General features: G+C 64.0%; 18 protein-coding genes. 5 read left to right on the top strand and 13 right to left on the bottom strand.

The features are described from left to right. On the top strand, positions 1-3050 hold a 3050-nt coding region (purL, locus tag VFW84_RS12675; RefSeq protein WP_329680822.1), incomplete at its 5' end, for a phosphoribosylformylglycinamidine synthase. Here the strand turns inward: purL and VFW84_RS12670 are convergent. From VFW84_RS12670 to VFW84_RS12655, 4 genes are all read right to left on the bottom strand, one after another. Further along, positions 3047-3946, bottom strand: coding sequence for a ribose-phosphate diphosphokinase (locus VFW84_RS12670; RefSeq protein ID WP_329680821.1), 900 nt, complete (start codon positions 3944-3946; stop codon positions 3047-3049). The two genes, purL and VFW84_RS12670, sit on opposite strands and share 4 nt — an antisense overlap. Beyond that, positions 3946-5526 carry a thymidine phosphorylase family protein gene (locus VFW84_RS12665; protein ID WP_329680820.1) on the bottom strand — a complete coding sequence of 527 codons (1581 nt, stop codon included), beginning with the start codon at positions 5524-5526 and terminating at the stop codon, positions 3946-3948. The genes VFW84_RS12670 and VFW84_RS12665 overlap by 1 nt, the downstream gene beginning before the upstream one ends. Positions 5527-5542: 16 nt before the next feature. After that, complete coding sequence (locus tag VFW84_RS12660; protein ID WP_329680819.1) at positions 5543-5857, bottom strand: DUF2322 family protein; 315 nt, start codon at positions 5855-5857, stop codon at positions 5543-5545. Positions 5858-5929: 72 nt separating this feature from the next. Next, positions 5930-6286 (bottom strand): DUF1304 domain-containing protein, encoded by a 357-nt coding sequence (locus tag VFW84_RS12655; RefSeq protein ID WP_329680818.1) that lies wholly within the window; start codon positions 6284-6286, stop codon positions 5930-5932. 218 nt (positions 6287-6504) lie between these two features. Here VFW84_RS12655 and VFW84_RS12650 point away from each other — a divergent pair, with 218 nt between their 5' ends. Then, positions 6505-6675 (top strand): hypothetical protein, encoded by a 171-nt coding sequence (locus VFW84_RS12650; RefSeq protein WP_329680817.1) that lies wholly within the window; start codon positions 6505-6507, stop codon positions 6673-6675. A 4-nt stretch (positions 6676-6679) separates the two neighbouring features. Here the strand turns inward: VFW84_RS12650 and VFW84_RS12645 are convergent, their stop codons facing one another. The 3 genes from VFW84_RS12645 to VFW84_RS12635 form a co-directional block, all read right to left on the bottom strand. Beyond that, positions 6680-7297 carry a cold shock and DUF1294 domain-containing protein gene (locus VFW84_RS12645; protein WP_329680816.1) on the bottom strand — a complete coding sequence of 206 codons (618 nt, stop codon included), beginning with the start codon at positions 7295-7297 and terminating at the stop codon, positions 6680-6682. A 64-nt stretch (positions 7298-7361) separates the two neighbouring features. Beyond that, positions 7362-7706 carry a hypothetical protein gene (locus tag VFW84_RS12640; RefSeq protein WP_329680815.1) on the bottom strand — a complete coding sequence of 115 codons (345 nt, stop codon included), beginning with the start codon at positions 7704-7706 and terminating at the stop codon, positions 7362-7364. An 80-nt stretch (positions 7707-7786) separates the two neighbouring features. After that, positions 7787-9748, bottom strand: coding sequence for a U32 family peptidase (locus VFW84_RS12635; protein WP_329680814.1), 1962 nt, complete (start codon positions 9746-9748; stop codon positions 7787-7789). Between the two features lie 99 nt (positions 9749-9847). Between VFW84_RS12635 and VFW84_RS12630 the strand changes: the two genes are divergently transcribed. Beyond that, complete coding sequence (locus tag VFW84_RS12630; RefSeq protein ID WP_329680813.1) at positions 9848-10612, top strand: heparan-alpha-glucosaminide N-acetyltransferase; 765 nt, start codon at positions 9848-9850, stop codon at positions 10610-10612. A 46-nt stretch (positions 10613-10658) separates the two neighbouring features. Then, positions 10659-11342 carry a ribose-5-phosphate isomerase RpiA gene (gene rpiA / locus VFW84_RS12625; protein WP_329680812.1) on the top strand — a complete coding sequence of 228 codons (684 nt, stop codon included), beginning with the start codon at positions 10659-10661 and terminating at the stop codon, positions 11340-11342. On the opposite strand, the gene VFW84_RS12620 is transcribed toward rpiA, so the two are convergent. From VFW84_RS12620 to VFW84_RS12595, 6 genes are all read right to left on the bottom strand, one after another. Further along, positions 11323-12618 carry a TIGR03862 family flavoprotein gene (locus VFW84_RS12620; protein WP_329680811.1) on the bottom strand — a complete coding sequence of 432 codons (1296 nt, stop codon included), beginning with the start codon at positions 12616-12618 and terminating at the stop codon, positions 11323-11325. The genes rpiA and VFW84_RS12620 overlap by 20 nt on opposite strands. Before the next feature lie 9 nt (positions 12619-12627). After that, the gene (locus VFW84_RS12615) at positions 12628-13284 is read right to left on the bottom strand and encodes a glutaredoxin family protein (RefSeq protein ID WP_329680810.1); all 657 of its coding nucleotides are present in this window, start codon (positions 13282-13284) and stop codon (positions 12628-12630) included. Positions 13285-13337: 53 nt separating this feature from the next. Further along, positions 13338-15398 carry a M3 family metallopeptidase gene (locus tag VFW84_RS12610; protein ID WP_329680809.1) on the bottom strand — a complete coding sequence of 687 codons (2061 nt, stop codon included), beginning with the start codon at positions 15396-15398 and terminating at the stop codon, positions 13338-13340. Positions 15399-15421: 23 nt separating this feature from the next. Next, positions 15422-16285: a bifunctional methylenetetrahydrofolate dehydrogenase/methenyltetrahydrofolate cyclohydrolase FolD gene (gene folD / locus VFW84_RS12605; protein WP_329680808.1), complete on the bottom strand. Its 864-nt coding sequence runs from the start codon at positions 16283-16285 to the stop codon at positions 15422-15424. A gap of 94 nt (positions 16286-16379) precedes the next feature. Then, positions 16380-17024: a response regulator transcription factor gene (locus tag VFW84_RS12600; RefSeq protein ID WP_329680807.1), complete on the bottom strand. Its 645-nt coding sequence runs from the start codon at positions 17022-17024 to the stop codon at positions 16380-16382. Positions 17025-17079: 55 nt separating this feature from the next. After that, a complete protein-coding gene (locus VFW84_RS12595; protein ID WP_329680806.1) occupies positions 17080-19632 on the bottom strand; it encodes a PAS domain S-box protein in 2553 nt (850 codons plus the stop codon). A gap of 148 nt (positions 19633-19780) precedes the next feature. Here VFW84_RS12595 and aceE point away from each other — a divergent pair, with 148 nt between their 5' ends. Then, positions 19781-22483, top strand: coding sequence for a pyruvate dehydrogenase (acetyl-transferring), homodimeric type (aceE, locus tag VFW84_RS12590; RefSeq protein ID WP_329680805.1), 2703 nt, complete (start codon positions 19781-19783; stop codon positions 22481-22483). Positions 22484-22494 lie beyond the last annotated feature (11 nt).

Here is a 22494-nt window from a genome sequence, read left to right as displayed (position 1 = left end):
GCGCCGGTGGCGAGATCCGCGACGAAGGGGCCACGGGCCGGGGCTCGCGCCCCAAGTCGGGCCTGACGGGCTTCTCGGTGTCCAACCTGAATCTGCCAGGGACCCGTGAGCCCTGGGAAGCCGAACGCTTCGGCAAGCCCGAGCACATCGCCAGTCCCTTGCAGATCATGATCGAAGGCCCGCTGGGTGGTGCCGCCTTCAACAACGAATTTGGCCGCGCCAACCTGGGCGGCTACTTCCGTGTGTTCGAGCAGACGGTGGGCCAGGGCGCAGACGCCATCCGCCGTGGGTATCACAAGCCCATCATGATCGCCGGGGGCATTGGCACCATCAGCAGCGAGCAGACAAAGAAGATTCAGTTTGAGGCGGGCACCTTGCTGATTCAGCTGGGTGGCCCAGGCATGCGCATCGGCATGGCCGGTGCAGCGGCGTCATCCATGGCGGCGGGCACCAATTCGGCCGCGCTGGACTTCGACTCCGTGCAGCGTGGCAACCCCGAGATCGAGCGCCGTGCGCAAGAGGTGATCAACCACTGCTGGGGACTGGGTGCCAACAACCCGATTCTGGCCATCCACGATGTGGGTGCCGGGGGCATCTCCAATGCCTTCCCTGAACTGGTGGACGGTGCGGGCAAGGGCGCACGCTTCGACCTGAGCAAGGTGCCGCTGGAAGAAACCGGCATGGCGCCCAAGGAGATCTGGTGCAATGAGAGTCAGGAGCGCTATGTGCTGGCCATCGCCCCGGCGTCTCTACCCATCTTCACGGAGATGGCCAGCCGCGAGCGCTGCCCCTTTGGCGTGATTGGTGTGGCCACCGAGGCCTGCGAGCTGATCCTGGAGGACAGCACCCAGCCTGGTGCCGACAAGCCCGTCGACATGCCCATGGAGGTGCTGCTGGGCAAGCCGCCCAAGATGCATCGGGATGTGAAGCGAGTGCAGTGGGACGGCGGTCAGATCGACCTGACTGGTGTCAGCCTGGACACGGTCGCATTGGACGTGCTGCGTCACCCCACGGTGGCCAGCAAGCGCTTTCTGATCACCATCGGTGATCGCACCGTGGGTGGTTTGAACGCACGCGACCAGATGGTGGGGCCCTGGCAGGTGCCTGTGGCCGATGTGGCCGTGACCTTGGCCGATTTCAAGGGCTTCGCTGGCGAAGCCATGGCCATGGGCGAGCGCACGCCGCTGGCGTCGGTCAATGCACCGGCCTCCGGCCGCATGGCCGTGGCCGAGGCCATCACCAATCTGCTGGCCGCGCCCATCGAGCTGTCTCGCGTCAAGCTGTCGGCCAACTGGATGGCGGCCTGCGGCGAGCCCGGTGAAGATGCGGCCCTGTACGACACCGTCAAGGCGGTGGGCATGGAACTGTGCCCTGCGCTGGGCGTGTCCATCCCCGTGGGCAAGGATTCGCTGTCCATGCGCACCAAGTGGGCGGACAACGGTCAGGCCAAATCGGTGACGGCCCCGGTGTCCCTGATCGTGACGGCCTTTGCCTCGATCGCCGACGTGCGCCCGACCCTGACGCCGCAACTGATCACGACAGAGAATGGCCAGGCCCTGGACACCAGCCTGATCCTGATCGATCTGGGCCAGGGCAAGAACCGCATGGCCGGCTCCATGCTGGCGCAGGTGCTGGGTCAGTTCGGCAATGAGGTGCCGGACTGCGACAACCCCGAGATGCTCAAAGCCACCGTGGCGGCCGTGAACGCGCTGCGCGCGCAAGGGCAAGTGCTGGCCTATCACGACCGGGGTGATGGTGGTCTGTGGGCCACCGTGTGCGAAATGGCCTTTGCAGGCCACACGGGGGTCAGCCTGAACGTGGACATGCTGGTCACCGAAGGCGATGGCATCACGGACAGCCGGGCAGACACCGGCGACTCCAAGAACTGGGCCGGCCAGGTGGGCGAGCGCCGCAACGAGTTGACGCTCAAGGCACTGTTCAACGAAGAGCTGGGGGTGGTGCTCCAGGTGCGCACCGCCGAGCGCGATGCGGTCTTGCAGACCCTGCGCGAGCACGGCCTGAGCAAGCACAGCCACGTGATCGGCAAGCCCAATGCCAAGCAGCAAGTCGAGGTCTGGCGCGATGCCAAGCCCGTGTTTGCGGCACCGCTGGAGCAGCTGCACAAGGCCTGGGATGAGGTGAGCTGGCGCATCGCGCAACTGCGCGACAACCCCGCGTGTGCTGACAGCGAGCATGCCGCCATCGGACTGCCAGAGGACCCGGGCATGCACGTCCACCTGAGTTTCGATCCCACACAGGATGTGTCGGCTCCCTTCGTTCACCTGGCACGCCCCAAGGTGGCGATCCTGCGTGAGCAAGGGGTGAACTCGCATGTGGAAATGTCCTACGCCATGGCGCAAGGGGGCTTTGACACCTTCGACGTGCACATGAGTGATCTGCAAAGCGGCCGCGCCCGTCTGGACCAGTTCCAGGGCTTCATCGCCTGCGGTGGCTTCAGCTATGGCGACACCCTGGGTGCCGGTGAAGGCTGGGCGCGCTCCATCATGTTCAACCCGCAATTGGCCGAGCAGTTCGCTGGCTTCTTCGGTCGCCAGGACACCTTTGCGCTGGGCATCTGCAATGGCTGCCAGATGCTGGCCGCCCTCAGCCCCATCATCCCGGGTGCTCAGGACTGGCCCAAGTTCACGCACAACCAGAGCACACGCTTCGAGGCTCGCCTGAGCATGGTCGAGGTGCTGGAGAGTCCCTCCATCTTCTTCCAGGGCATGGCGGGCAGCCGTTTGCCCATTGCCGTGTCGCATGGCGAGGGCTTCGCCAACTTCTCGCAGCGTGGTGATACCACCCGGGTGCACCAGGCCCTGCGCTTCGTGGACAACAGCGGCATGCCCACCGAGGTCTATCCCTTCAACCCCAACGGTTCGCCCGGCGGCTTGACGGGTGTGACCACGGCCGATGGCCGTTTCACGGCCATGATGCCGCACCCCGAGCGGGTGTTCCGCAATGTTCAGATGAGCTGGACCAGCGGCGACAAGGGCGAGGCCAGTCCCTGGCTGCGCATGTTCCGCAACGCGCGCAAGTGGGTGGCTTAAGCCTGTAGCAGGGGCCGCAGGGCCTCTGCCAGCAGCGGTGCCATCTCGATGGCATTGCTGTCGTGGGTGATGCAGTCCGTGCTCCACACCTGCCGCACGCCCGCAGCGCGGATCACGTCCAGGGCATCGCCTGCAAACAGGGCGTGGGTCACGGCCACATCCACGGACTCCGCGCCAGCGGCCAGCAGCAGCCGTGCCGCTTCGGCCAGGGTGCGGCCCGAGCTGGCCACATCGTCCAGGATCACCACGGCACGACCCGCCACGCTGACCGCAGGCAGCTGGATCTGGACATGCTTGTCGCCATGGCGGACCTTGGTGCAGACACCATGGTCGAAACCCTGTGCACGCGCGGCGACTTCAATCCATTGGGCAGACTCGGCATCGGGGCCGATCAGCAAGGGACGCTGATGATGCCTGGCGATCAGCTGCGCCAGCATGGGCGCGCCGGACAGGCTGATCGCGTGAGGCAGGGGAATGGCTTCGTCCAGCGAGTTGATGCGGTGGAGATGAGGGTCGACCGTGATCACGCCGTCGAACAGATCCGCCAGGAAGCGCCCCACCACACGCTGGCTGACGACCTCGCCGGGATGGAAAGCGATGTCCTGGCGCATATAGGCCAGGTAGGGCGCCACCAGCCACACCTGCTGTGCGCCCAGCTCACGAGCCTGACGCACGGTCAGCATCAGCTCCACGAGCTTGTCGTTGGGGCGGGCCAGGCTGCGGTAGATCACCAGGCGTTCAGCCATCTGCCCTCCCTCAGGCAAGGGCAGACGCAGACGCAACTCATCGTCCGGGAAGCGGTGGCGCTCGATGCAGGCCGAATTCAGGGCGCAAGCCACGGCCAGCCGCTCGGCACTGGCGCGCTCGTCCTCAAAGTGCAACAGCAGGGTGCTCATCAGAACTCCACGAAGACCTTGGGCACATCGGTGGCCTGGCCCAGATCAAAGCCGGTGGCGCGCACACTCGCCTGACGCGCGAACTCCAGATCGGAGGGGTAGGCGGCATACACGCGGTACAAAGGCTCGCCTTGCTTGACGGCATCGCCCAGCTTGTGGAGCAGGTCCACGCCCGAGCCTTGTACCTTGGGGGCGCCGGCCAGGCGGGCAATGCGTGCCAGTTGCAGGTTGTCGACACCTGTCACCACGCCATCGCGGGGGGCCATCACGTCAAAGCTCAGCGGGGCCAGCGCGGGCGCATCCGGGTCAAAGGGCTTGCTGCCTTGCGCTTCGATGATGGCGCGCATCTTGGCCAGCGCACGACCAGAGTCCAGGATGTCGCGGGCAATGGCAAAGCCATCGCCACCGCGCACATCGGGGTCGAACTCCAGCATCCGACCGGCCAGTCGCAAGGCCTTTTGCCGCAGATCGGCCGGTGCACGCGGATCGCCCATGAGCACACGCATCACATCGCGCGCCTCCAGCACCGGGCCGATGCCACTGCCGATGGGCTGACGCCCGTCGGTGATGACCACATCCAGGGTCAGCCCCAGGCGCGAGGCCACGAACTCAAAGAGCTTGCGCAGGCGTTGGGCCTCGGGCATGGAGCGCACCTTGGCCGTGGGCCCCACCGGGATGTCCAGCAGCAGGTGGGTCGAGCCCGCAGCGATCTTCTTGGACAGGATGGAGGCCACCATCTGCCCAGGCGAGTCGATGGACAATGGGCGCTCCACGGCGATCAGCACATCGTCAGCCGGGGACAGATCACTGGAGCCACCCCAGGCCAGGCAGGCACGGTGCTCACGAACGATTTCCCACAAGCGATCAAAGGGCGGTTCGACATTGGCCAGCACCTCCATGGTGTCCGCCGTGCCGGCGGGTGAGGTGATCGCACGCGACGAGGTCTTGGGGCACAACATGCCATGGGCGGCCACGATGGGCACCACCAGCATCGAGGTGCGGTTGCCGGGAATGCCGCCAATGCAGTGTTTGTCCACCACGGGATGCTCGCGCCAGTCCAGGCGGCGACCCACCGCAGCCATGGCATCGGTCAGGTAATAGACCTCTTCGCGATCGAGCTCGCCTTGATTGCAGGCCACCACAAAGGCCGTGAGCTCGATCTTGGAGTAGCGGTGCTCGGCGATGTCCCGCACGATGGCACGGAAGTCTTCGCGCTGCAGGCGCTCTCCGGCGATCTTGCGGTGCAGCGCGGGGATGGAGGAGGGCGGCTCGGCCTGGCTGATGAAGATGGGGTGACCGGCCTCTACGCCCAGTTGCGCAAAGGCGTCTTCGGACAGGCCCAGTTCATTGCAACCAACGATACAGGGGTCATCGACCACATTCAGGCTGGCCAGGATGCGGCGCCCATTGGCGCGGATCTCGACCTTGGAGAGGACCTGAAAGCCCTCGGCCCGGTAGACCTCGCAATCGCGGTGCAGATAGGCCACGTTCTCGCGGTAGGTGTCGATGGCCACTCGCCGCACACGCAGGCGCGGAGTGGTGTCGTCGTCGGTCGACTCGGGGGCTGGGGCTTGGCTCATGGGCAGGACGGGGGGCTCACTGCGCCAGCAGTGTGACGCTCAAGGAGGTGCCCGATTCGATCACCTGGATGAGGCGGTCGATGTTGGGGTGCTTGCCCGGAAAGACGCGGGCATCGGCCGTGTGCTCGGCATAGATGTCCAGGCCTTCCTGAGCGGCGGCAGCGTTGATGCTGCCATGCTTGGCGGCCAGCGCCGCGTAGACCGCCAGAGAGCCTGCCTGACCTGGCTTGTTCTCGATGGTGGCCAGGATCTGGCCTTGAGGGTCGATCAGTTGAAGAGCGCTGAGGTGAGCGACGGAGGGAAGTTGCTTGAGGTTGTCTGCGAACGACATGGCGTGAATGGCGGGAATGAATACGACCCCATCCGGATGGGATGGACACACCTCATTTTGCCCCAGCGCGACTCAAGCCAGCCACACCAGCGCCAGGCCGATCGCGGCGGGGAGCGCTTGCACAAAAAGGATCTTTCTGCTGGCCGTGGCCGCGCCATACACGCCAGCCACGAGCACACAGCCCAGGAAAAACACTTTGATGTGCGTGCCTGCTGCGCCCATGCTGATTCCCCAGAACAGCCCGGCCGCCAGAAAGCCGTTGTAGAGACCCTGATTGGCGGCCAGAACCTTGGTGGACTGGGCTTGTTCCAGCGTGAGTCCGAAGGCTTTGCGACCTGCGGGCTTGTCCCAAAGGAACATCTCCAGCACCAGAAAGTAGACGTGCAGCAAGGCAACGAGACCGATGACGATGTCGGCAATGAGGGTCATGGCAAGGCTCCAGGGCAGGGTGTGGATGAGTGTAAGTGCACCGGTCTCAATGCTTGTAGACAAAGTACGCCGCCGCGCCCGCGACCCAGCCCAGGACGAGCAACGCATGGATCTGGCGTTTGAATCGATGCCTGTCCAGCAAAGGCAGCACTCCCAGCAGGGCGAAACCGATCAGAAGCCATCCACTGATTTCCGCATGCCACCCGCTGGATTCGGAGATGCCGATGCGTGTCGTGATGGAGAGCCGCTGGAGCACCAAGGCCGAGATGCCCAGTGTGCCCAGTATCCCGATTCACGCTGCGGACAGGATGATCAGCAAGAAGGGTGTCCTGGCGTTCATCTGGGTCTGTCAGGAAGTATTGGATGAGAACGTTGTGCAGCGCGGATGATTGCTCATGCGCCGCCAACGGATTGGCCATACGGGCTGGCCAGAAAGATGAAGGCAGCGACGTTCAGCACCACGGTGCCCCAAAAGATAGAACGGAAATCCGGCTTCAGCGATTTGTGCCTGAGTGTTTGTTGTGCCAATAGCGCACCAGGCCAACCACCGATCAGCGCCAGGAAATGAAGCGTTTGCTCAGAAGTCCGCCAATCGCCCCGTTGAGCGGCCGATTTGTCGGCTGCGTAGGCAACGAAGGTGATGACGCTCAATCCCAGGTATGCCCATAAAAGCCAGCGGGGGGGATGAGCGAGCACGTATCCAAGAAGCAGGATAACGAGGAACACAGGAATGGCGAACAGGGTTGCAGTTCCCCATGGCGCTGCCCCCTCTCTCTTTGCCGGCTGCGAAACTGTGCTCCGCGCCCTAATCAACTCGACGTTGAACGCTCGCTTTTTACCCTGTGGTCCGACTTCGACTTCGAACGTGACGCGTTGACTTTGCTGCGGGCGCTCACGCAGACCTCGGAACGCTTTGATATGGACGAAGATCTCCTGTCCCCCCTGAGTGGGCTCGATGAAGCCGAAGCCTCGATCATCGTTCCAGGACTTGATGATGCCGTCGAACTGCATGATTCTGATTTACCTCACCGCTTCAATGTAGGCACCCTTGACCTGCAGGTGCTCGAAGCACATTCTAGGCGCCGACCAGCACCATGAGCTGGGCCATGAGCAGTCCCGGCGTGAGCACGAACGCAGAGAGAAAACCCAGCAGAAGCGCAACCCACCAGCGGCTCGCCGAGGGGTGAGAGGCGCCCGGGCGCCACACGGTCATGAGATACATCGCGCTGGTGACGTATGGGATGGCGACCTGCGCGACGGAGAAGTAAGCCCCCCATGACATCTGTACGTTGTGAGCCTGAGCGTAGCGTTGCGCGTCAGAAAGCGCATACCCACCAAATGCCAGGAGGGGCACGAACAGCACGGCGACCAGCTCAAGCAGCGCCCTCGAACGCCGAGCGGTGCGCAGCAGGCACTCCATTCTCCAGACTGCGAAGGCAAGACCAGGCAGCCATGTGGCTGCCCAGACGAGCACGGCGATGTGAGAACATGATTCGCGCATCAGCGCGGCCGTGTCTTGTAGAACTGCACGGGCGCCGCCGGGATCTGATTCAAGATGGACTTCTTGATCTTGCCCACCACGTGCATCTCACAAGGCTTGCAGTCAAACCGCAGGGTCAGCTTCTCCTTGCCATTGAGCAGCACCAGGGGTTCGGCCTTCACGGTGCCTTGCACACCGGTCACCCCTTTGGCCTGCTTGGGACACAGGCTCAGCGAGAAGCGCACGCAATGCTTGGTGATCATCAGGCTCACATCGCCCAGCTCTTCGTGGCTCTCGTAGGCCGCATCAATGACCTTCACGCCGTGCCTGGCGTAAAAGTCACGCGCCTTGTGATTGAAGACGTTGGCCAGGTAGCTCAAGCTGTCGTCGGGGTAGGGCACGGGGGGCTCGATCGCCTGAGCCCGTGGCAGCCGCTCCAGTGACTGGGCACGGCGGGCCTCCAGCGCCGTCAAGGCATCGCGACGCAACTGGTTGACCACGGAGGCCGGCACGAACCAAGGCTGTGCAGTGTCCAGGGTCATGTCCCGCACCGCGAAGATGGTGGTGCCCAGCTTGCCCAGGTTCTCACGCAGACTGGCCTCGGCCTTGTCAGCCTGCTGGGGCACCTGCTTGTCGACACACACCGATGCCTCGCCCTCGCAGCCATCCTCGTCGGTCACCGTGAGGTGCAAGCCATCGGCCGTGTCGCTGAGCCTGAGCCAGACGCCGATGCGGCGCTCCGCCGATTTCTTCGCGAGTTGCTGCTCCCAGGCGCGGTCCCGGTTGCGGTTGATGGCCACCCCCGGTTTCAGATCGGCCAGGGCCTCGATGCCTTCATTGGGCGTGATGCGCCACAGGCGTCCTGACTTGCCGATGGGGTCGGCCGTGTTCACCTGCACACCCACCAGATCACGTGTCAGCGTCTGGTAGTTGAGGCCATCGCCATTGTGGATGGCGTCGGTCTTGCTCAAATCGATGGCGACGTCGAACCAGGTGTCTCCCACCTTGGCCACTTCGCCAATGTGCAGCCCCAGGTGTTTGGGGGACTCGAAAGCGCCGATGTCTTCCTTGCGGCCATTCACGAAATAATCCGTGCTACCGCGGTTGAAGTTGCGATCTGGATCGGGCATGAAAAAGAAGGTGCACTCGCCGGAGGAGCTGCGTTGCAACTCCGGGCGATCCTCCAGGATGTTGTCCAGCAGCATCCGGTAATGGGCTGTGATGTTCTTGACATAGCCCATGTCCTTGTAACGGCCTTCGATCTTGAAGGAACTGATGCCCGCATCGATCAGGGCCCGCAGGTTGTCGCTCTGGTTGTTGTCCTTCATGGACAGCACATGCTGCTCGTAGGCCACGACCTGGCCTTGCGCATCGGTGACGTTGTAGGGCAGGCGGCAGGCCTGCGAGCAATCGCCGCGGTTGGCACTGCGGCCCGTGTGAGCATGGCTGATGAAACACTGGCCGCTGTAGGCCACGCACAGTGCGCCATGGATGAAGAACTCCAGCGCGCAGTCCGTCTGCGCTGCCACCGCCTGGATCTGTGGCAGCGTGAGCTCGCGGGCCAGCACGATCTGGCTGAATCCCACATCTTGCAGAAAGCGCGCCTTCTCCGGTGTGCGGATGTCGGTCTGGGTGCTGGCGTGCAACTGGATGGGGGGAAGGTCCAGCTCCAGCAGGCCCATGTCCTGCACGATCAGGGCGTCGACACCGGCGTCGTAGAGCTGCCAGATCATCTGGCGGGCGGGCTCCAGTTCGTCGTCCCGCAAGATGGTGTTGAGCGTGGCGAAGATGCGGGCCTTGTAGCGATGCGCATGTGCCACCAGGCGTGCGATGTCGGCCACCTCATTGCTGGCGTTGCTGCGGGCCCCAAAAGATGGACCGCCGATGTAGACCGCGTCCGCCCCGTGGTTGATGGCCTCGATGCCGATATCGGCCGTTTTGGCAGGGGCCAGCAATTCAATGAGGTGACGGGCGTGCGACATGGCGTGCAAATGAGAAAATCCAGCGCGGCAGTGTAGCGGCGGATGTCTGCTGGCGTCCATGCATTGCCCCCAACGATCCGTCCTTCTTTCTCCCACGGCATGCGCACCGTTTTGACCGCCCCACGTTCGACGTCATCGTCGGGCACGCCCCGCTTCGATCGGCTCGATGCGCTGCGCGGTGCCGCGCTGGTGTGGATGGCGGTGTTCCACTTCTGTTTCGACCTGGCCCACCGGGGGCTGATCGAGGCCAATTTCTACCGCGATGCGGTATGGACGGGGCAGCGCACGGTCATCCTGACGCTCTTTCTGTGTTGTGCGGGCGCCGGGCAGGCGATCGCGTCCGCACAGGGTCAGAGCTGGGGCCGTTTCTGGCGGCGCTGGGCTCAGGTGGCCGGCTGCGCTGTGCTGGTCAGCGCTGGCAGCTACCTCATGTTCCCCCGCAGCTACATCTACTTTGGCGTGCTGCATGGCATGGCCGTGATGCTGATCATTGCGCGCCTGAGTGCGCCCCTGGGCCGCTGGCTGTGGCTCCTGGGTTTGGGCGCGGTGCTGCTGCCCCAGTATGCGGCGCACCCCGTGTTTGATCAGCGGGCCCTGCATTGGGTCGGGCTGGTCACCCACAAGCCCATCACCGAAGACTATGTCCCTGTCCTGCCCTGGCTGGGCGTCATGTGGTGGGCGCTGGCAGCCACACAGTGGCTGCTGGCCCGACACCCTCACTGGCTGGCATCCAGCCACTCGCCTGGCGTCCCACAACGCGGGCTCACCTGGCTTGGCCAATGGAGCCTGACCTTCTACATGCTGCACCAGCCCCTGCTGATCGGGGCGCTGGAGTTGGGCTGGTGGCTGACCCACCGTGCCTGACGCATTCGACCGACCCCACCTCATCTCTTTCCAAGGAACGATTTTCATGACCACCGCGCTGACTCAAGACCAACTCAAGGCCCTCGTGGGCCGTGCCGCGCTCGATTACGTCAAACCGGGTGCCATCGTGGGGGTGGGCACAGGCTCGACCGTGGACAAGTTCATCGACGCCCTGGGCGAAGCCCTGCAAAGTGATCCTGCCCGTGTGGCCGGGGCGGTGTCCAGCTCCGTGCGCAGCACGCAGCGCCTGGAAGCGCTGGGCATCCGGGTGCTGCCCAGCGAATCGGTCACGTCTCTGGGCGTCTACATTGATGGCGCCGACGAGATCGATCACAGCGGCTACATGATCAAGGGTGGCGGCGCAGCCCTCACGCGCGAGAAGATCGTTGCCGATCTGGCCGAGCAGTTCGTGTGCATCGCGGACGAGTCCAAGCTGGTTCAAACCCTGGGCAAGTTCCCGCTGCCGGTCGAGGTGATCCCCATGGCCGCCGCGCAGGTGATTCGTGCCTTTGCTCGGCTGGGGGGCGAGGGCAAGGTGCGTGAGGGCGTGATCACCGACAACGGCAACCTCATCGTGGACGTGACCGGACTGAGCATCACCCAGCCGGCTCAGTTCGAGGCGGACATCAACCAGATCCCCGGAGTGGTGACCGTGGGTGTGTTTGCGCGCAACCGTGCGCAGGTGTGCTTGCTGGGCACACCTGCAGGTGTCAAGACGCTGACGTTCTGAGCTCTTTGGCCTGTGACCACCAGGCCAGCAGTCCCTGCGCGGCGTGTCGGCCAGTGGCCAGGCAGGCCGTGAGCAGGTAGCCCCCGGTGGGCGCTTCCCAATCCAGCATCTCGCCTGCGCAAAACACACCAGGCTGACGCTGGAGCATCAGGTGTTCGTCCATCGCGTCGAAGCGCACCCCACCGGCGGTGCTGATGGCTTCGTCGATCGGACGGGGACGCAGCAGTGTCAGGGGCAGGGCCTTGATGGCCTCGGCCAGTTGGCGGGCATCGGCCAGTTGTTCGGGGGTGAGCAGTTCGTGCAGAAGGGCCATTTTCAGGCCCTGCAGACCCAGTCGACTCTTGAGGTGGGTCGACAGGCTGCGTGGCCCGCGAGGCCGACTCACTTCGGCCAGGACCTGCTCCGCCGTGTGGGAGGGCAGCAGGTCCAGCCAGATTGTGGCCTGGCCATCGCGAACCATGGTGTCGCGGATGCGGCCGGAAAAGGCGTAAATCAGACTGCCTTCCACCCCGGTGGCGGTGAGCACGAATTCACCTTGCTGTCGCTGCACTTGGCCATCGAGGTCGGTGAAGGTCAGTGCCACGGGCTTGATGGGTTGTCCGGCGAAGCGGTCGCTCAGGTGAGTGCTCCATCCCGAGGCATCCGGCCGGGTGGGCGCCACATCAAAACCGCAGTTGGCCGCCTGCAGCATCGCGATCTCGATGCCCCGGGACTGCAGCCAGGGCACCCAGGCACCGTCTGATCCCAGGCGCGCCCAGCTGGCGCCGCCCAGTGCCAGCACGGTGGCATCAGGCCTGACCATGATCTCCTCGTCACCATGCAGCAGACGCAAGGCGCCATCGTCCGTCCAGCCCTGCCAGCGGTGCCGCATGTGGAAGCGCACCCCTTGCTGCCGCAGTCGATGCAACCAGGCCCTCAGCAGGGGCGCGGCCTTCAGGTCCGTCGGGAACACCCTCGATGAGGTGCCCACGAAAGTGTCGATGCCCAGCCCTTGAGCCCAGTCTCGAACGGCCTGGCCATCAAAGGCCCGGACCATGGGTGAGAGGGCCGCCTGGGCCTGAGGGTGGGCATAGCGCCCGACAAAGGGGTCGACGGGCTCGGCGTGCGTGAGGTTCAGACCACCGCGACCGGCCAGCAGGAACTTGCGGCCGACGGAGGGCATGGCGTCGTAGACATCGACGCGAGCACCGCCAGCAGCCAGGATCTCGGCGGCCATGAGGCCGGCCGGGCCCGCGCCGATGACGGCGACCTGCGGGCCTTGAGGAGAAGGGGACACGTGTTCAGTTCAGAAACGGAAGCCGGGAGGGATCTCGGGTTGCCCTACAGGGGGGACGATCGGTGTCTCGCGCTTCATGGGAGGAATGGGTTTGGCGCGCACAGGCGCTTCGGTCACCTGCACCAAGGGGGTAGCGCTGCGCCAGGCATAACCCGGAGGCAACACGGATTTGGCAGGGTAGCCAGCCGCATCCAGATAACTCATCCATTCACGCTCCTGGAAGCCCCTCATCTGTTGCTGACCAATGCGCAACACAGGCACCTGGGTGCTGCCCTCCAGGCGCTGCAGGGAGTCGATGTCTTCCTTGGTCTCGACCAGCTTCTCGGAGAAGGGGATGCCACGACGCTGCAAGGCACTGCGCCCCTGATCACAGGGTGCACAGTCGCGGGACGAATACAAAGTGACAGGGTACTTGCTGGCAACCTGCCGCAACTCCAGCGGCAAGCTGCCTGTGGATGACGTGGCGCCATTGGCCCTGATGGTCTGGCTGGGCCGGTCGGTCGACGGGCGATCGGTGTAGGTCACCTTGCCATCGGGGCCCACCACCTTGTAGAGGGCCCAGGCAGGTGAGCTCATCACCACGGCCAGCAAGCCGACCACCTGCACGGCGCGTGCTGCCTTGGGCCAGGCCAGAGGTGAGCGGGCGGGACGATGAGCGCGTTGCATGGCGACCTCGATATGAAGACTATGGGTGGGCGAGATATATGACTGTAACGCGCTCAGGCCATGCCCTGATGACGCAGCAGGGCGTCGATCTGGGGCTCGCGGCCCCGGAAGGCCTTGAAGTTCTCCATGGCGGAGCGGCTGCCGCCGGCCTCCAGGATGGCTTCTCGATAACGACGCCCCACCTCGGCATTCAACACGCCTTGATCTGGCGTGGCTGCCTCTTCGAAGGCCGCATAGGCATCGGCAGACAGCACCTCAGCCCACTTGTAACTGTAATAACCGGCCGAATAACCGCCTGCAAAGATGTGTGAAAAGCTGTGCTGGAAGCGATTGAAGGCCGGCGGAATGTGCACGGAGACCTCCTGGCGAACCTCGTCAGCCACCGCCTGGATGCGCTGGTCGCTGCCCGGTTCGGCATGGATGCGCATGTCGAACAGCGAGAACTCGATCTGGCGCAAGGTCTGCATGCCGCTCTGGAAGTTCCTGGCGGCCAGCATCTTGTCGAACAGCGCGCGGGGCAGGGACTCGCCCGAGTCGACATGGGAGGTCAGTTGCTGGACCACGCCCCATTCCCAGCAGAAGTTCTCCATGAACTGACTGGGCAATTCAACCGCATCCCACTCAACGCCGCTGATGCCCGACACACCGATGTCGTTCACCTGGGTCAGCATGTGGTGCAGGCCGTGACCGAACTCGTGGAACAGGGTGATGACGTCGTCGTGAGGCAGCAGGGCCGGCTTGTCACCCACCCCCTTGGCGAAGTTGCACACCAGATGGGCCACCGGGGTCTGCGTGACATGGTTGTCCGGGCGTGTCCAGCGGCCGCGCACATCGTCCATCCAGGCGCCAGGGCGCTTGCCGGGGCGGGCATAGGGGTCCAGGTAGAACTGGCCCACCAATTGAGGACCGGCGCCATCGCGCTCGATGCGGAAGAAACGCACCGACTCATGCCACACCGGGGCCGAGTCCGGCACGATGCGCACGTCAAAGAGCTTTTCGATCAGGCCGAACAGGCCCTTGAGCACCGTGGGCTCGGTGAAGTACTGCTTGACCTCCTGCTCGCTGAAGGCGTAGCGGGCTTCCTTGAGTTTTTCGCTGGCAAAGGCGATGTCCCAGGATTGCAGGTCTTCCAGCCCCAGTTCTGTACGGGCGAATTCGCGCAACTCGGCCATGTCCTTCTCGCCATAGGGGCGGGCGCGACGGGCCAGATCGCGCAGGAAGTCCATGACCTGCTGGGGGCTCTGGGCCATCTTGGGCACCAGAGAGACATCGGCGAAGCTGCCATAGCCCAGCAGTTGCGCCTCTTCCTGGCGCAGGGACAGCAATTGCTGCATCAGGGCACTGTTGTCACGGGCGGCATCCCCGAATTCACTGGCACGGGTGGCGTAGGCGCGGTAGAGCACCTCTCGCAAGGGGCGGTGCGTGGCGTACTGCATGACCGGCAGGTAGCAGGGCATGTGCAGTGTCAACTTGTGGCCGTCTTTGCCTTCGGCCTGGGCCGCTGCACGGGTGGCATCCTGCACGTCCTGCGGCACCCCGCTCATCTCTTCGGTGGATGCATAGAAGCTGAAGCCGTCGGTGGCATCCATCACATGTTCGGAGAAGGCCTGCGACAAGGCGGCCTGTTGCTCCTGGATGGCGGCAAAGCGTGCCTTGGCCTCGCCCTGCAGTTCCGCACCACCGAGCACGAAGCCACGTAGGGCATTGTCCAGGGCGCGTGCCCGTGCGGGGCTCAATTGCTCATGCACGGGCAGGTCCGCCTGGGCCTGATGCAGGGCCTTGTACTTGGCGTACAGGCGCTCATCGGACCCCAGTCGCGTGTAGAACTCGGTCACGCGGGGCAGGTTCTCGTTGTAGGCCGCACGCAGCTCCGGCGTGTCGGCCACGCTGTTGAGGTGCCCCACGGCGCCCCAGGCACGACCCAGTTGTTCGGTGATCACATCGAGCACGAGCGACAGCGCATCGTAGTCGGCGGGCACACTCGGGCCTGTCACTTTCTCCAGCGCAGCGTCGGCCTGCGCCAGCAGTTCGTCCATCGCAGGGGTGACGTGCTCCGGTTTGATCTGGTCAAACAGCGGCAAGCCGGTGGTATCAAGCAAGGGATTGGTGCTCATGGTGTGCAGATGAAAGAACCAGCTCAGGCGCGTTGCGCTGCGTCGCGCTCGGCGGCCTCGATGGTGTTGACCAGCAACATGGTAATCGTCATGGGGCCGACCCCGCCGGGGACAGGGGTGATGTAGCCTGCCACGTCCTTGCAGCCGGCAAAATCCACATCGCCGCAGAGCTTGCCCTCGTCGTCGCGGTTCATGCCCACGTCGATCACCACGGCGCCGGGCTTGATCATGTCGGCCGTGAGCACATTGCGCTTGCCCACGGCGGCCACCACCACGTCGGCCTGACGGGTGTGGTGAGCCAGATCGGCCGTGCCGCTGTGCGTGACCGTGACCGTGGCATTGGCCTGCAGCAGCATCATGGCCATGGGCTTGCCGACGATGTTGGAGCGGCCGATGACCACCGCGTGCTTGCCTCGCAGGTCCTTCATGCCGATGGATTCGAGCATCTTCATGCAGCCATAGGGCGTGCAGGCCTTGAAGCCTGTTTCGCCCACCATGAGGGCGCCTGCGCTGGCCACATGGAAGCCATCCACGTCCTTGATGGGCGAGATGGACTCGATCACCTTGTGGTCATCGATGTGCTTGGGCAGGGGCAACTGGACCAGGATGCCGTGGATGCTGGGGTCGTTGTTGAGGGCCTCGACGCGGGCCAGCAGGTCGGCCTCGGTCAGGGTGGCGTCGTACTTTTCCAGCACGGAGTGAAGCCCGGCGTCCTCGCAGGCCTTGACCTTGTTGCGCACATAAACCTGGCTGGCCGGGTTGTCACCCACCAGGATCACGGCCAGACCGGGGCGGACGCCCTTGGCGGTGAGCGCGGCGGCGCGTTGCGCCACTTCAGCGCGCAGTTGCTTGGACAGGGCGTTGCCGTCGATGAGTTGTGCAGTCATGGGGCAGGTCGGAGAAAGTAGGGGGATCTGAAAAACTGAAAAAGGCCGCTTGCAGAAGCGGCCTTTGGAAGAGAGCGCAAGATCGGGCCCGTGCTCAGGCCTTGGCCGCCGGTGCACCGGGTTGTCCGCTGGCACCCAGGGCGATCTTGAGCAGGTCGGCCACGGTGTTGGCGTTGAGCTTTTCCATCACATTGGCGCGGTGGGCTTCGACGGTCTTGATACTGATGCCCAGATCGTCGGCGATCTGCTTGTTCAGACGGCCAGCGACGATGCGCTCGAGCACCTGCGCTTCGCGGGTGGTCAGGCGAGACAACAGGGCGTCACGGCTGGCCGCTTCCTGCGATTGCGAGAAGGACACGCGAGCCTCGTCGAGCATGCGCTCGACCAGGGACACCAGGGCGTCTTCCTTGAAGGGCTTTTCGATGAAGTCCATCGCGCCCTTCTTCATGGTGTTGACCGCCATGGGCACGTCGCCGTGACCGGTGATGAACACGATGGGCAGAGGCGACTTGCGATCGAGCAGCTTGTCCTGCAACTCCAGCCCGCTCATGCCGTCCATGCGGATGTCGGTGATCAGGCAGGCGACCTCACGGGGGTCGAAGCGGGCCAGGAAGGACTCGGCCGAGTCAAAGCACCGCACCCGGTAGTCTTTGCCCTCGAGAAGCCATTGCAGCGAGTCGCGCACGGCTTCATCGTCATCGACCACGTACACGGTGCCTTTCTTGGGGATCAGACTCATGGGTTTGTGCAGATCTATCGTTGGTTGATGGAGGGGCCCCGGCAACACACGGGGCTCAGGCCTTGCCTTCCGGCGCGGCGTCTTCAATGGGTAGGGTAAACGTGAAACGGCAACCCATCACCGTGGAGCCATTGTAGATGTTCTCGGCCTTGATGCGACCATGATGTGACTCAATGATGGAACGACACAGGCTCAGGCCGATGCCCAGGCCGTCGGCCTTGGTCGAGCTGAAGGCCTCGAAGAGCTTGCCCAGCATCTCTTCCTTCATGCCCGGGCCGCCGTCGCTGACGGTGAACTCGACCACCGGGCCCTGATCTTCGGTGTTGCGCTGCGTGACACGCAGATCCACGATCCGGCGCGATTGGACGGTGTCGGCGTTGTCGATGGCCTCGGCCGCATTCTTGAGCAGATTGAGCAGCACCTGCTCGATCAAGATGGGGTCCACGCAGAGATTGGGCAGGCGCTGGCCGATGACGGCGTTGAGGGTCACTCGGCGGCGCTTCATCTCGAAGCTGGCCAGATCCAGCACCGCATCCGTGATGTCTCGCACACGGCTCATCTGGCGCTGGGGCTCGCTGCGCTTGACGAACTGCCGGATGCGGTGGATCACCTGACCGGCGCGTTGCGCCTGGCGGGAGGTTTTCTCCAGCGCCTCGATCAGGCCATCGTTGTCGATGGCGCCGTTCTTGATGCGGCTGATCATGCCGCTGCAGTAGTTGGAGATGGCCGCCAGGGGCTGGTTGAGTTCGTGCGCCACGGTGGATGCCATTTCACCCATGGTGATCAGGCGGCTGGTGAACTGGGCCTTTTCCGCCTGCCGGGCGGCGGCCTCCTCGGCTTGCCGACGCTCGGTGATGTCCGTGGCGATCAGCATCTGCGCCAGGCGGCCGTCGGTCCACTGGATGTAGCGTGCACGCACGTCGAACCATTTCTGAACCGACTCGACAAAGGCTTCCCGGGCATCCCCCCCCGCGTCGGTGAGATGCTGGGTGGGCAGACCGCCAAAGTTGTCCACCGACTCGTCGGACTCGCCCAGCCCGTCAGCGGCGGACACATCGCCGCCGGTGAGCTCCATGTGAGCCTCAGGACTGCCGCCGAACCACAGACGGTAGGAGCGGTTGGCAAACAGCAATTCGTTTTGTTGCACGGACACCACCGACACGGCGGCATCCAGCCCCTCCAGCACCGTGGTGAAGCGCTCGTGGGCCGCGCTGAGCTGGTCTCGCACGCGCTTGGCCTCGGTGATGTTGGTCACCGACGTCATCCAGCCCGTCTGGTCGCCCTGGGCATCGATCAGGGGAGAGACGTACATGCGAGCATCGAAGGTGCTGCCATCACGGCGTTGCACCACCACTTCCAGCCCCCCGGTCGGGCTGCGACCCAGCAACTCCTGCTGGAACATGCGGTTGAACTCGTCCAGGCGATCCTTGGGCCAGTAAGGGTAGGGCGGAGTGCAGCCGATCAGTTCGGCCTCCGAGAAGCCCGTCATGGCGCAAAACGCCGGGTTGACGTAGGTGATGCGCCCTTCCAGGTCGATGGTGCGCATGCCGGTCAGCATGGAGTTTTCCATGGCCCGGCGGAAATTGGTTTCCTGCACCAGAGTGCGCTGGATGTCGGTGCGGCGGCGCATGTGCTGCAAGGTGCCCATGAGCGTCCACACCGTCAGCCCCGACAGCGCCACCACCATCCAGAACAGGGTGTTGCCGATCAGGTTGGACGAGGTCTTGAAGCCTTCGCCGCGCAACAGCAGGCCATTGCCCACGGGCGTGACGATGACCTCGTACACAAACGTGGGTTTGGCGCCGGAGTCCTCCGCGGGGATGTCGGTGGTGGTCAGGGTCTGGCCATTGACCTGCACCAGGCTCATGGCATGGCGGCTGGCCACCTCACGCGGCACCAGAAAGCGCATCATCGAGTCCAGCGAGTACTCGGCCACCAGGGTGCCCACAAAGCCACTGCGGTCGATCAGGGGCACGTGCACCTGGATGACGCGCAGCCCGTTGGCGTTCTTGTAGGCCTGCGAATACACCGGCTGATTGCGCTCGCGCGCCAGCTTGAAGGCGCTCTTGGGCTCTTCACGCTGGGGCAGCAAGGGGGTGTAGCCCTCGTTGTGGTTGTTATAGAGGTCCAGATCAAGTGACCGGGACGCATCCATGCCCAGGTTCTGGCCCAGTTGCGCCGCCTTGACCCGCTCGTCGGCCTGAACCCAGCTGACGCCCACCACCTCGGGCCGCGCGCGGACAAAGTCGGCCGCCTGGTTCATGAATTGCTCGGGATTGACCGCGCGCACGCTGATTTCACGGGCCAATCTGAGCAACTGCTCCTGGTTTTCGATCAGACGCAGGCGAATCTGTTGCTGAACCACCTCAGTGTCGCGTTTGACCGACTCCTGTTCACGCTCCAGCTCTTCATTTCGCAAATACCAGAAGGCCGCAATGATGGCAGCCAGAAACAGCAGAACCGAGACCAGGGGGCCCAAGGTCGCATAACGGTCCTGTGTGCTAGGTGATTGCTGGCGCCACCAGCGCCAGAAGAGGCGTCGCGCATTGCCCACATTCTGGGCGGGCTGAGGCGGGGGCAGGGGAGTGGACGAAACAGGAAATACCATGGCCGAATTATCAATGTGGATACCCACGATCACCAATCCCGCGATTTGGGCCTAAATTCACGTTGCTTCGCCCTACTTATCCGAGGTCGCGAAACTGGCTTGGCATCCATACTGGGGTCAAGCCGACCCTCAACAGGAGACTGAACCCATGTCTGCTCTTGATCCGAAATTGTCCACACCCCAGGACCAGGATCCCCAGGAAACCCGTGAGTGGCTCGATGCGCTGTCGGGCGTCATCGAGACCGAAGGCCGCGCACGCGGCCATGAACTGCTCGAAGCCTTGCTCGAGCACGCCCGCCAGTCGGGCATCGACATGCCATTTTCGGCCAACACCGGTTACGTCAACACCATCGAGGTCGAGGACGAGGCCCACTGCCCTGGCAACCTCGAGATCGAGGAGCGCCTGCGCAGCTACATGCGCTGGAACGCCATGGCCATGGTCGTGCGTGCCAACCGGCACAACCCGGCCGATGGTGGCGATCTGGGCGGCCACATCTCGTCCTTCGCCTCACTGGCGACCATGCTGGGTATCGGCTTCAACCACTTCTGGCACGCCGACACGCCCGACCATGGCGGCGACCTGCTCTACATCCAGGGGCACTCGGCCCCCGGCATCTATGCCCGAGCCTTCCTGGAAGGCCGCCTCACGGAAGAGCAACTGATCAATTTCCGCCAGGAGGTGGGTGGCAAGGGGCTGTCGAGCTACCCCCACCCCAAGCTCATGCCCGAGTTCTGGCAGTTCCCGACCGTCTCCATGGGCCTGGGGCCCATCACGGCGATCTATCAGGCACGCTTTCTCAAGTACTTGCATGCCCGGGGCATTGCCGACACGAGCCAACGCAAGGTCTGGTGCTTCTGCGGTGACGGCGAGATGGACGAGCCCGAATCGCTGGGTGCCATCGGCCTGGCCGCACGCGAGAAGCTCGACAACCTGATCTTCGTCATCAACTGCAATCTGCAGCGCCTGGATGGTCCGGTGCGAGGCAACGGCAAGATCGTGCAGGAACTCGAAGGCGAGTTCCGCGGTGCCGGCTGGAACGTGATCAAGCTGCTGTGGGGCTCGTACTGGGATCCGCTGCTGGCGCGAGACAAGGACGGCATCCTGCGCCAGATCATGATGGAGATGGTCGATGGCGACTACCAAGCCTGCAAGGCCAATGATGGGGCCTTCGTGCGCGAGCACTTCTTCGGCCGAGACCCCCGGACGCTGGAGATGGTGGCCCGCATGTCGGACGATGACATCTGGCGCCTCAACCGGGGCGGACACGATCCGCAAAAGGTCTACGCGGCCTATCACGCGGCCGTGAACCACACCGGCCAGCCGACCGTGCTGCTGATCAAGACCGTCAAGGGTTTTGGCATGGGCAAGAGCGGGGAGGGCAAGAACACGGCCCACCAGACCAAGAAGCTCACGGACGAGGACATCAAGATCTTCCGCGATCGCTTCAACATCCCCGTGCCCGACGAAGACATCCCCAAGCTGCCCTTCATCAAGCCAGCCGACAACACGCCGGAGATGCAGTACCTGCATGCGCGGCGTCAGGCGCTGGGCGGCTACTTGCCCAAACGTCGCCCCAAGGCCGAAGAGACACTGACCGTGCCGGATCTGTCCGCCTTCCAGAGCATCCTGGAGCCGACGACCGAAGGGCGCGAGATCTCGACCACCCAGGCCTTCGTGCGTTGTCTGACGCCGCTGCTGCGCGATCCCCATCTGGGCCCCCGCGTGGTGCCCATTCTGGTGGACGAAGCGCGCACTTTCGGCATGGAGGGTCTGTTCCGCCAGATCGGCATCTACGCGCCCGAGGGCCAGAAGTACACCCCGGTCGATCGCGATCAGGTCATGTACTACCGCGAGGACAAGGCTGGCCAGATCCTGCAGGAGGGCATCAACGAGGCTGGGGGCATGAGTTCCTGGATCGCGGCGGCCACCTCCTACTCGACCAACAACCGGGTGATGATCCCCTTCTATGTCTACTACTCGATGTTCGGCTTGCAGCGCATCGGGGATCTGGCCTGGGCCGCGGGCGACATGCAGGCGCGTGGCTTCCTGCTGGGGGGCACCTCCGGGCGCACGACGCTCAATGGCGAGGGCTTGCAGCACGAGGACGGCCACAGCCAACTGGTGGCGGGCACCATCCCCAACTGCCTGAGCTATGACCCCAGCTTCGCGCACGAGGTGGCCGTGATCATTCAAAACGGCCTCAAGCGCATGGTCGAGCGCCAGGAAAACGTCTTTTATTACCTGACCCTGCTCAACGAGAACTACGCTCAGCCCGGCCTGCGCCTGGGCACCGAGAGCGAGATCATCAAGGGCATGTACCTGCTGCAAGAGGGCGGCAAACCCGGTGCGCCCAGTGTCAACCTGCTGGGATCGGGTTCGATCCTACGCGAATCCATCGCGGCCAAGGAGTTGCTGGAAGCCGACTGGGGCGTCAGCGCCAATGTCTGGAGTTGCCCCAGCTTCAATGAGCTGGCCCGAGACGGTCAGGACGCCGAGCGCTACAACCTGCTGCACCCGACTGCGCCCCAACGCCTGCCTTTCGTGACGCAGCAGTTGCAGAACCACGCCGGCCCGGTGGTGGCCTCGACCGATTACGTCAAGGCCTTGCCCGAGCAGATCCGGGCCTTCATTCCCAAGGGGCGCAGCTACAAGGTGCTGGGCACCGATGGCTTCGGGCGCAGCGACTTTCGCTACCGTCTGCGCGAGCACTTCGAGATCAATCGTCACTACATCGTGGTGGCCGCGCTCAAGTCGCTGGCTGAAGAGGGCCTGGTGCCGCCGGAGTCCGTCGTGGATGCGATTGCCAGCTATGGCATCAACCCCGACAAGATCAACCCGCTTTACGCCTGAGGTGCGCCGCC

It is taken from the genome of Aquabacterium sp. (genome assembly GCF_036279655.1).
Taxonomy (GTDB): Bacteria; Pseudomonadota; Gammaproteobacteria; order Burkholderiales; family Burkholderiaceae_C; genus Aquabacterium.
Note: the sequence above shows the minus strand (reverse complement) of the source record. Positions and strands in the feature narration are given on the sequence as shown.

What these genes read in the sequence shown, in the direction of transcription:
- VFW84_RS12670 (WP_329680821.1), bottom strand. Translation starts at nt 3,946, where the DNA reads ATGAGCACCCTGCTGTTGCACTTTGAGGACGAGCGCGCCAGTGCCGAG.
- VFW84_RS12665 (WP_329680820.1), bottom strand. Translation starts at nt 5,526, where the DNA reads ATGAGCCAAGCCCCAGCCCCCGAGTCGACCGACGACGACACCACTCCG.
- VFW84_RS12660 (WP_329680819.1), bottom strand. Translation starts at nt 5,857, where the DNA reads ATGTCGTTCGCAGACAACCTCAAGCAACTTCCCTCCGTCGCTCACCTC.
- VFW84_RS12655 (WP_329680818.1), bottom strand. Translation starts at nt 6,286, where the DNA reads ATGACCCTCATTGCCGACATCGTCATCGGTCTCGTTGCCTTGCTGCAC.
- VFW84_RS12650 (WP_329680817.1), top strand. Translation starts at nt 6,505, where the DNA reads ATGCCGATGCGTGTCGTGATGGAGAGCCGCTGGAGCACCAAGGCCGAG.
- VFW84_RS12645 (WP_329680816.1), bottom strand. Translation starts at nt 7,297, where the DNA reads ATGCAGTTCGACGGCATCATCAAGTCCTGGAACGATGATCGAGGCTTC.
- VFW84_RS12640 (WP_329680815.1), bottom strand. Translation starts at nt 7,706, where the DNA reads ATGGAGTGCCTGCTGCGCACCGCTCGGCGTTCGAGGGCGCTGCTTGAG.
- VFW84_RS12635 (WP_329680814.1), bottom strand. Translation starts at nt 9,748, where the DNA reads ATGTCGCACGCCCGTCACCTCATTGAATTGCTGGCCCCTGCCAAAACG.
- VFW84_RS12630 (WP_329680813.1), top strand. Translation starts at nt 9,848, where the DNA reads ATGCGCACCGTTTTGACCGCCCCACGTTCGACGTCATCGTCGGGCACG.
- rpiA (WP_329680812.1), top strand. Translation starts at nt 10,659, where the DNA reads ATGACCACCGCGCTGACTCAAGACCAACTCAAGGCCCTCGTGGGCCGT.
- VFW84_RS12615 (WP_329680810.1), bottom strand. Translation starts at nt 13,284, where the DNA reads ATGCAACGCGCTCATCGTCCCGCCCGCTCACCTCTGGCCTGGCCCAAG.
- VFW84_RS12610 (WP_329680809.1), bottom strand. Translation starts at nt 15,398, where the DNA reads ATGAGCACCAATCCCTTGCTTGATACCACCGGCTTGCCGCTGTTTGAC.
- folD (WP_329680808.1), bottom strand. Translation starts at nt 16,285, where the DNA reads ATGACTGCACAACTCATCGACGGCAACGCCCTGTCCAAGCAACTGCGC.
- VFW84_RS12600 (WP_329680807.1), bottom strand. Translation starts at nt 17,024, where the DNA reads ATGAGTCTGATCCCCAAGAAAGGCACCGTGTACGTGGTCGATGACGAT.
- VFW84_RS12595 (WP_329680806.1), bottom strand. Translation starts at nt 19,632, where the DNA reads ATGGTATTTCCTGTTTCGTCCACTCCCCTGCCCCCGCCTCAGCCCGCC.
- aceE (WP_329680805.1), top strand. Translation starts at nt 19,781, where the DNA reads ATGTCTGCTCTTGATCCGAAATTGTCCACACCCCAGGACCAGGATCCC.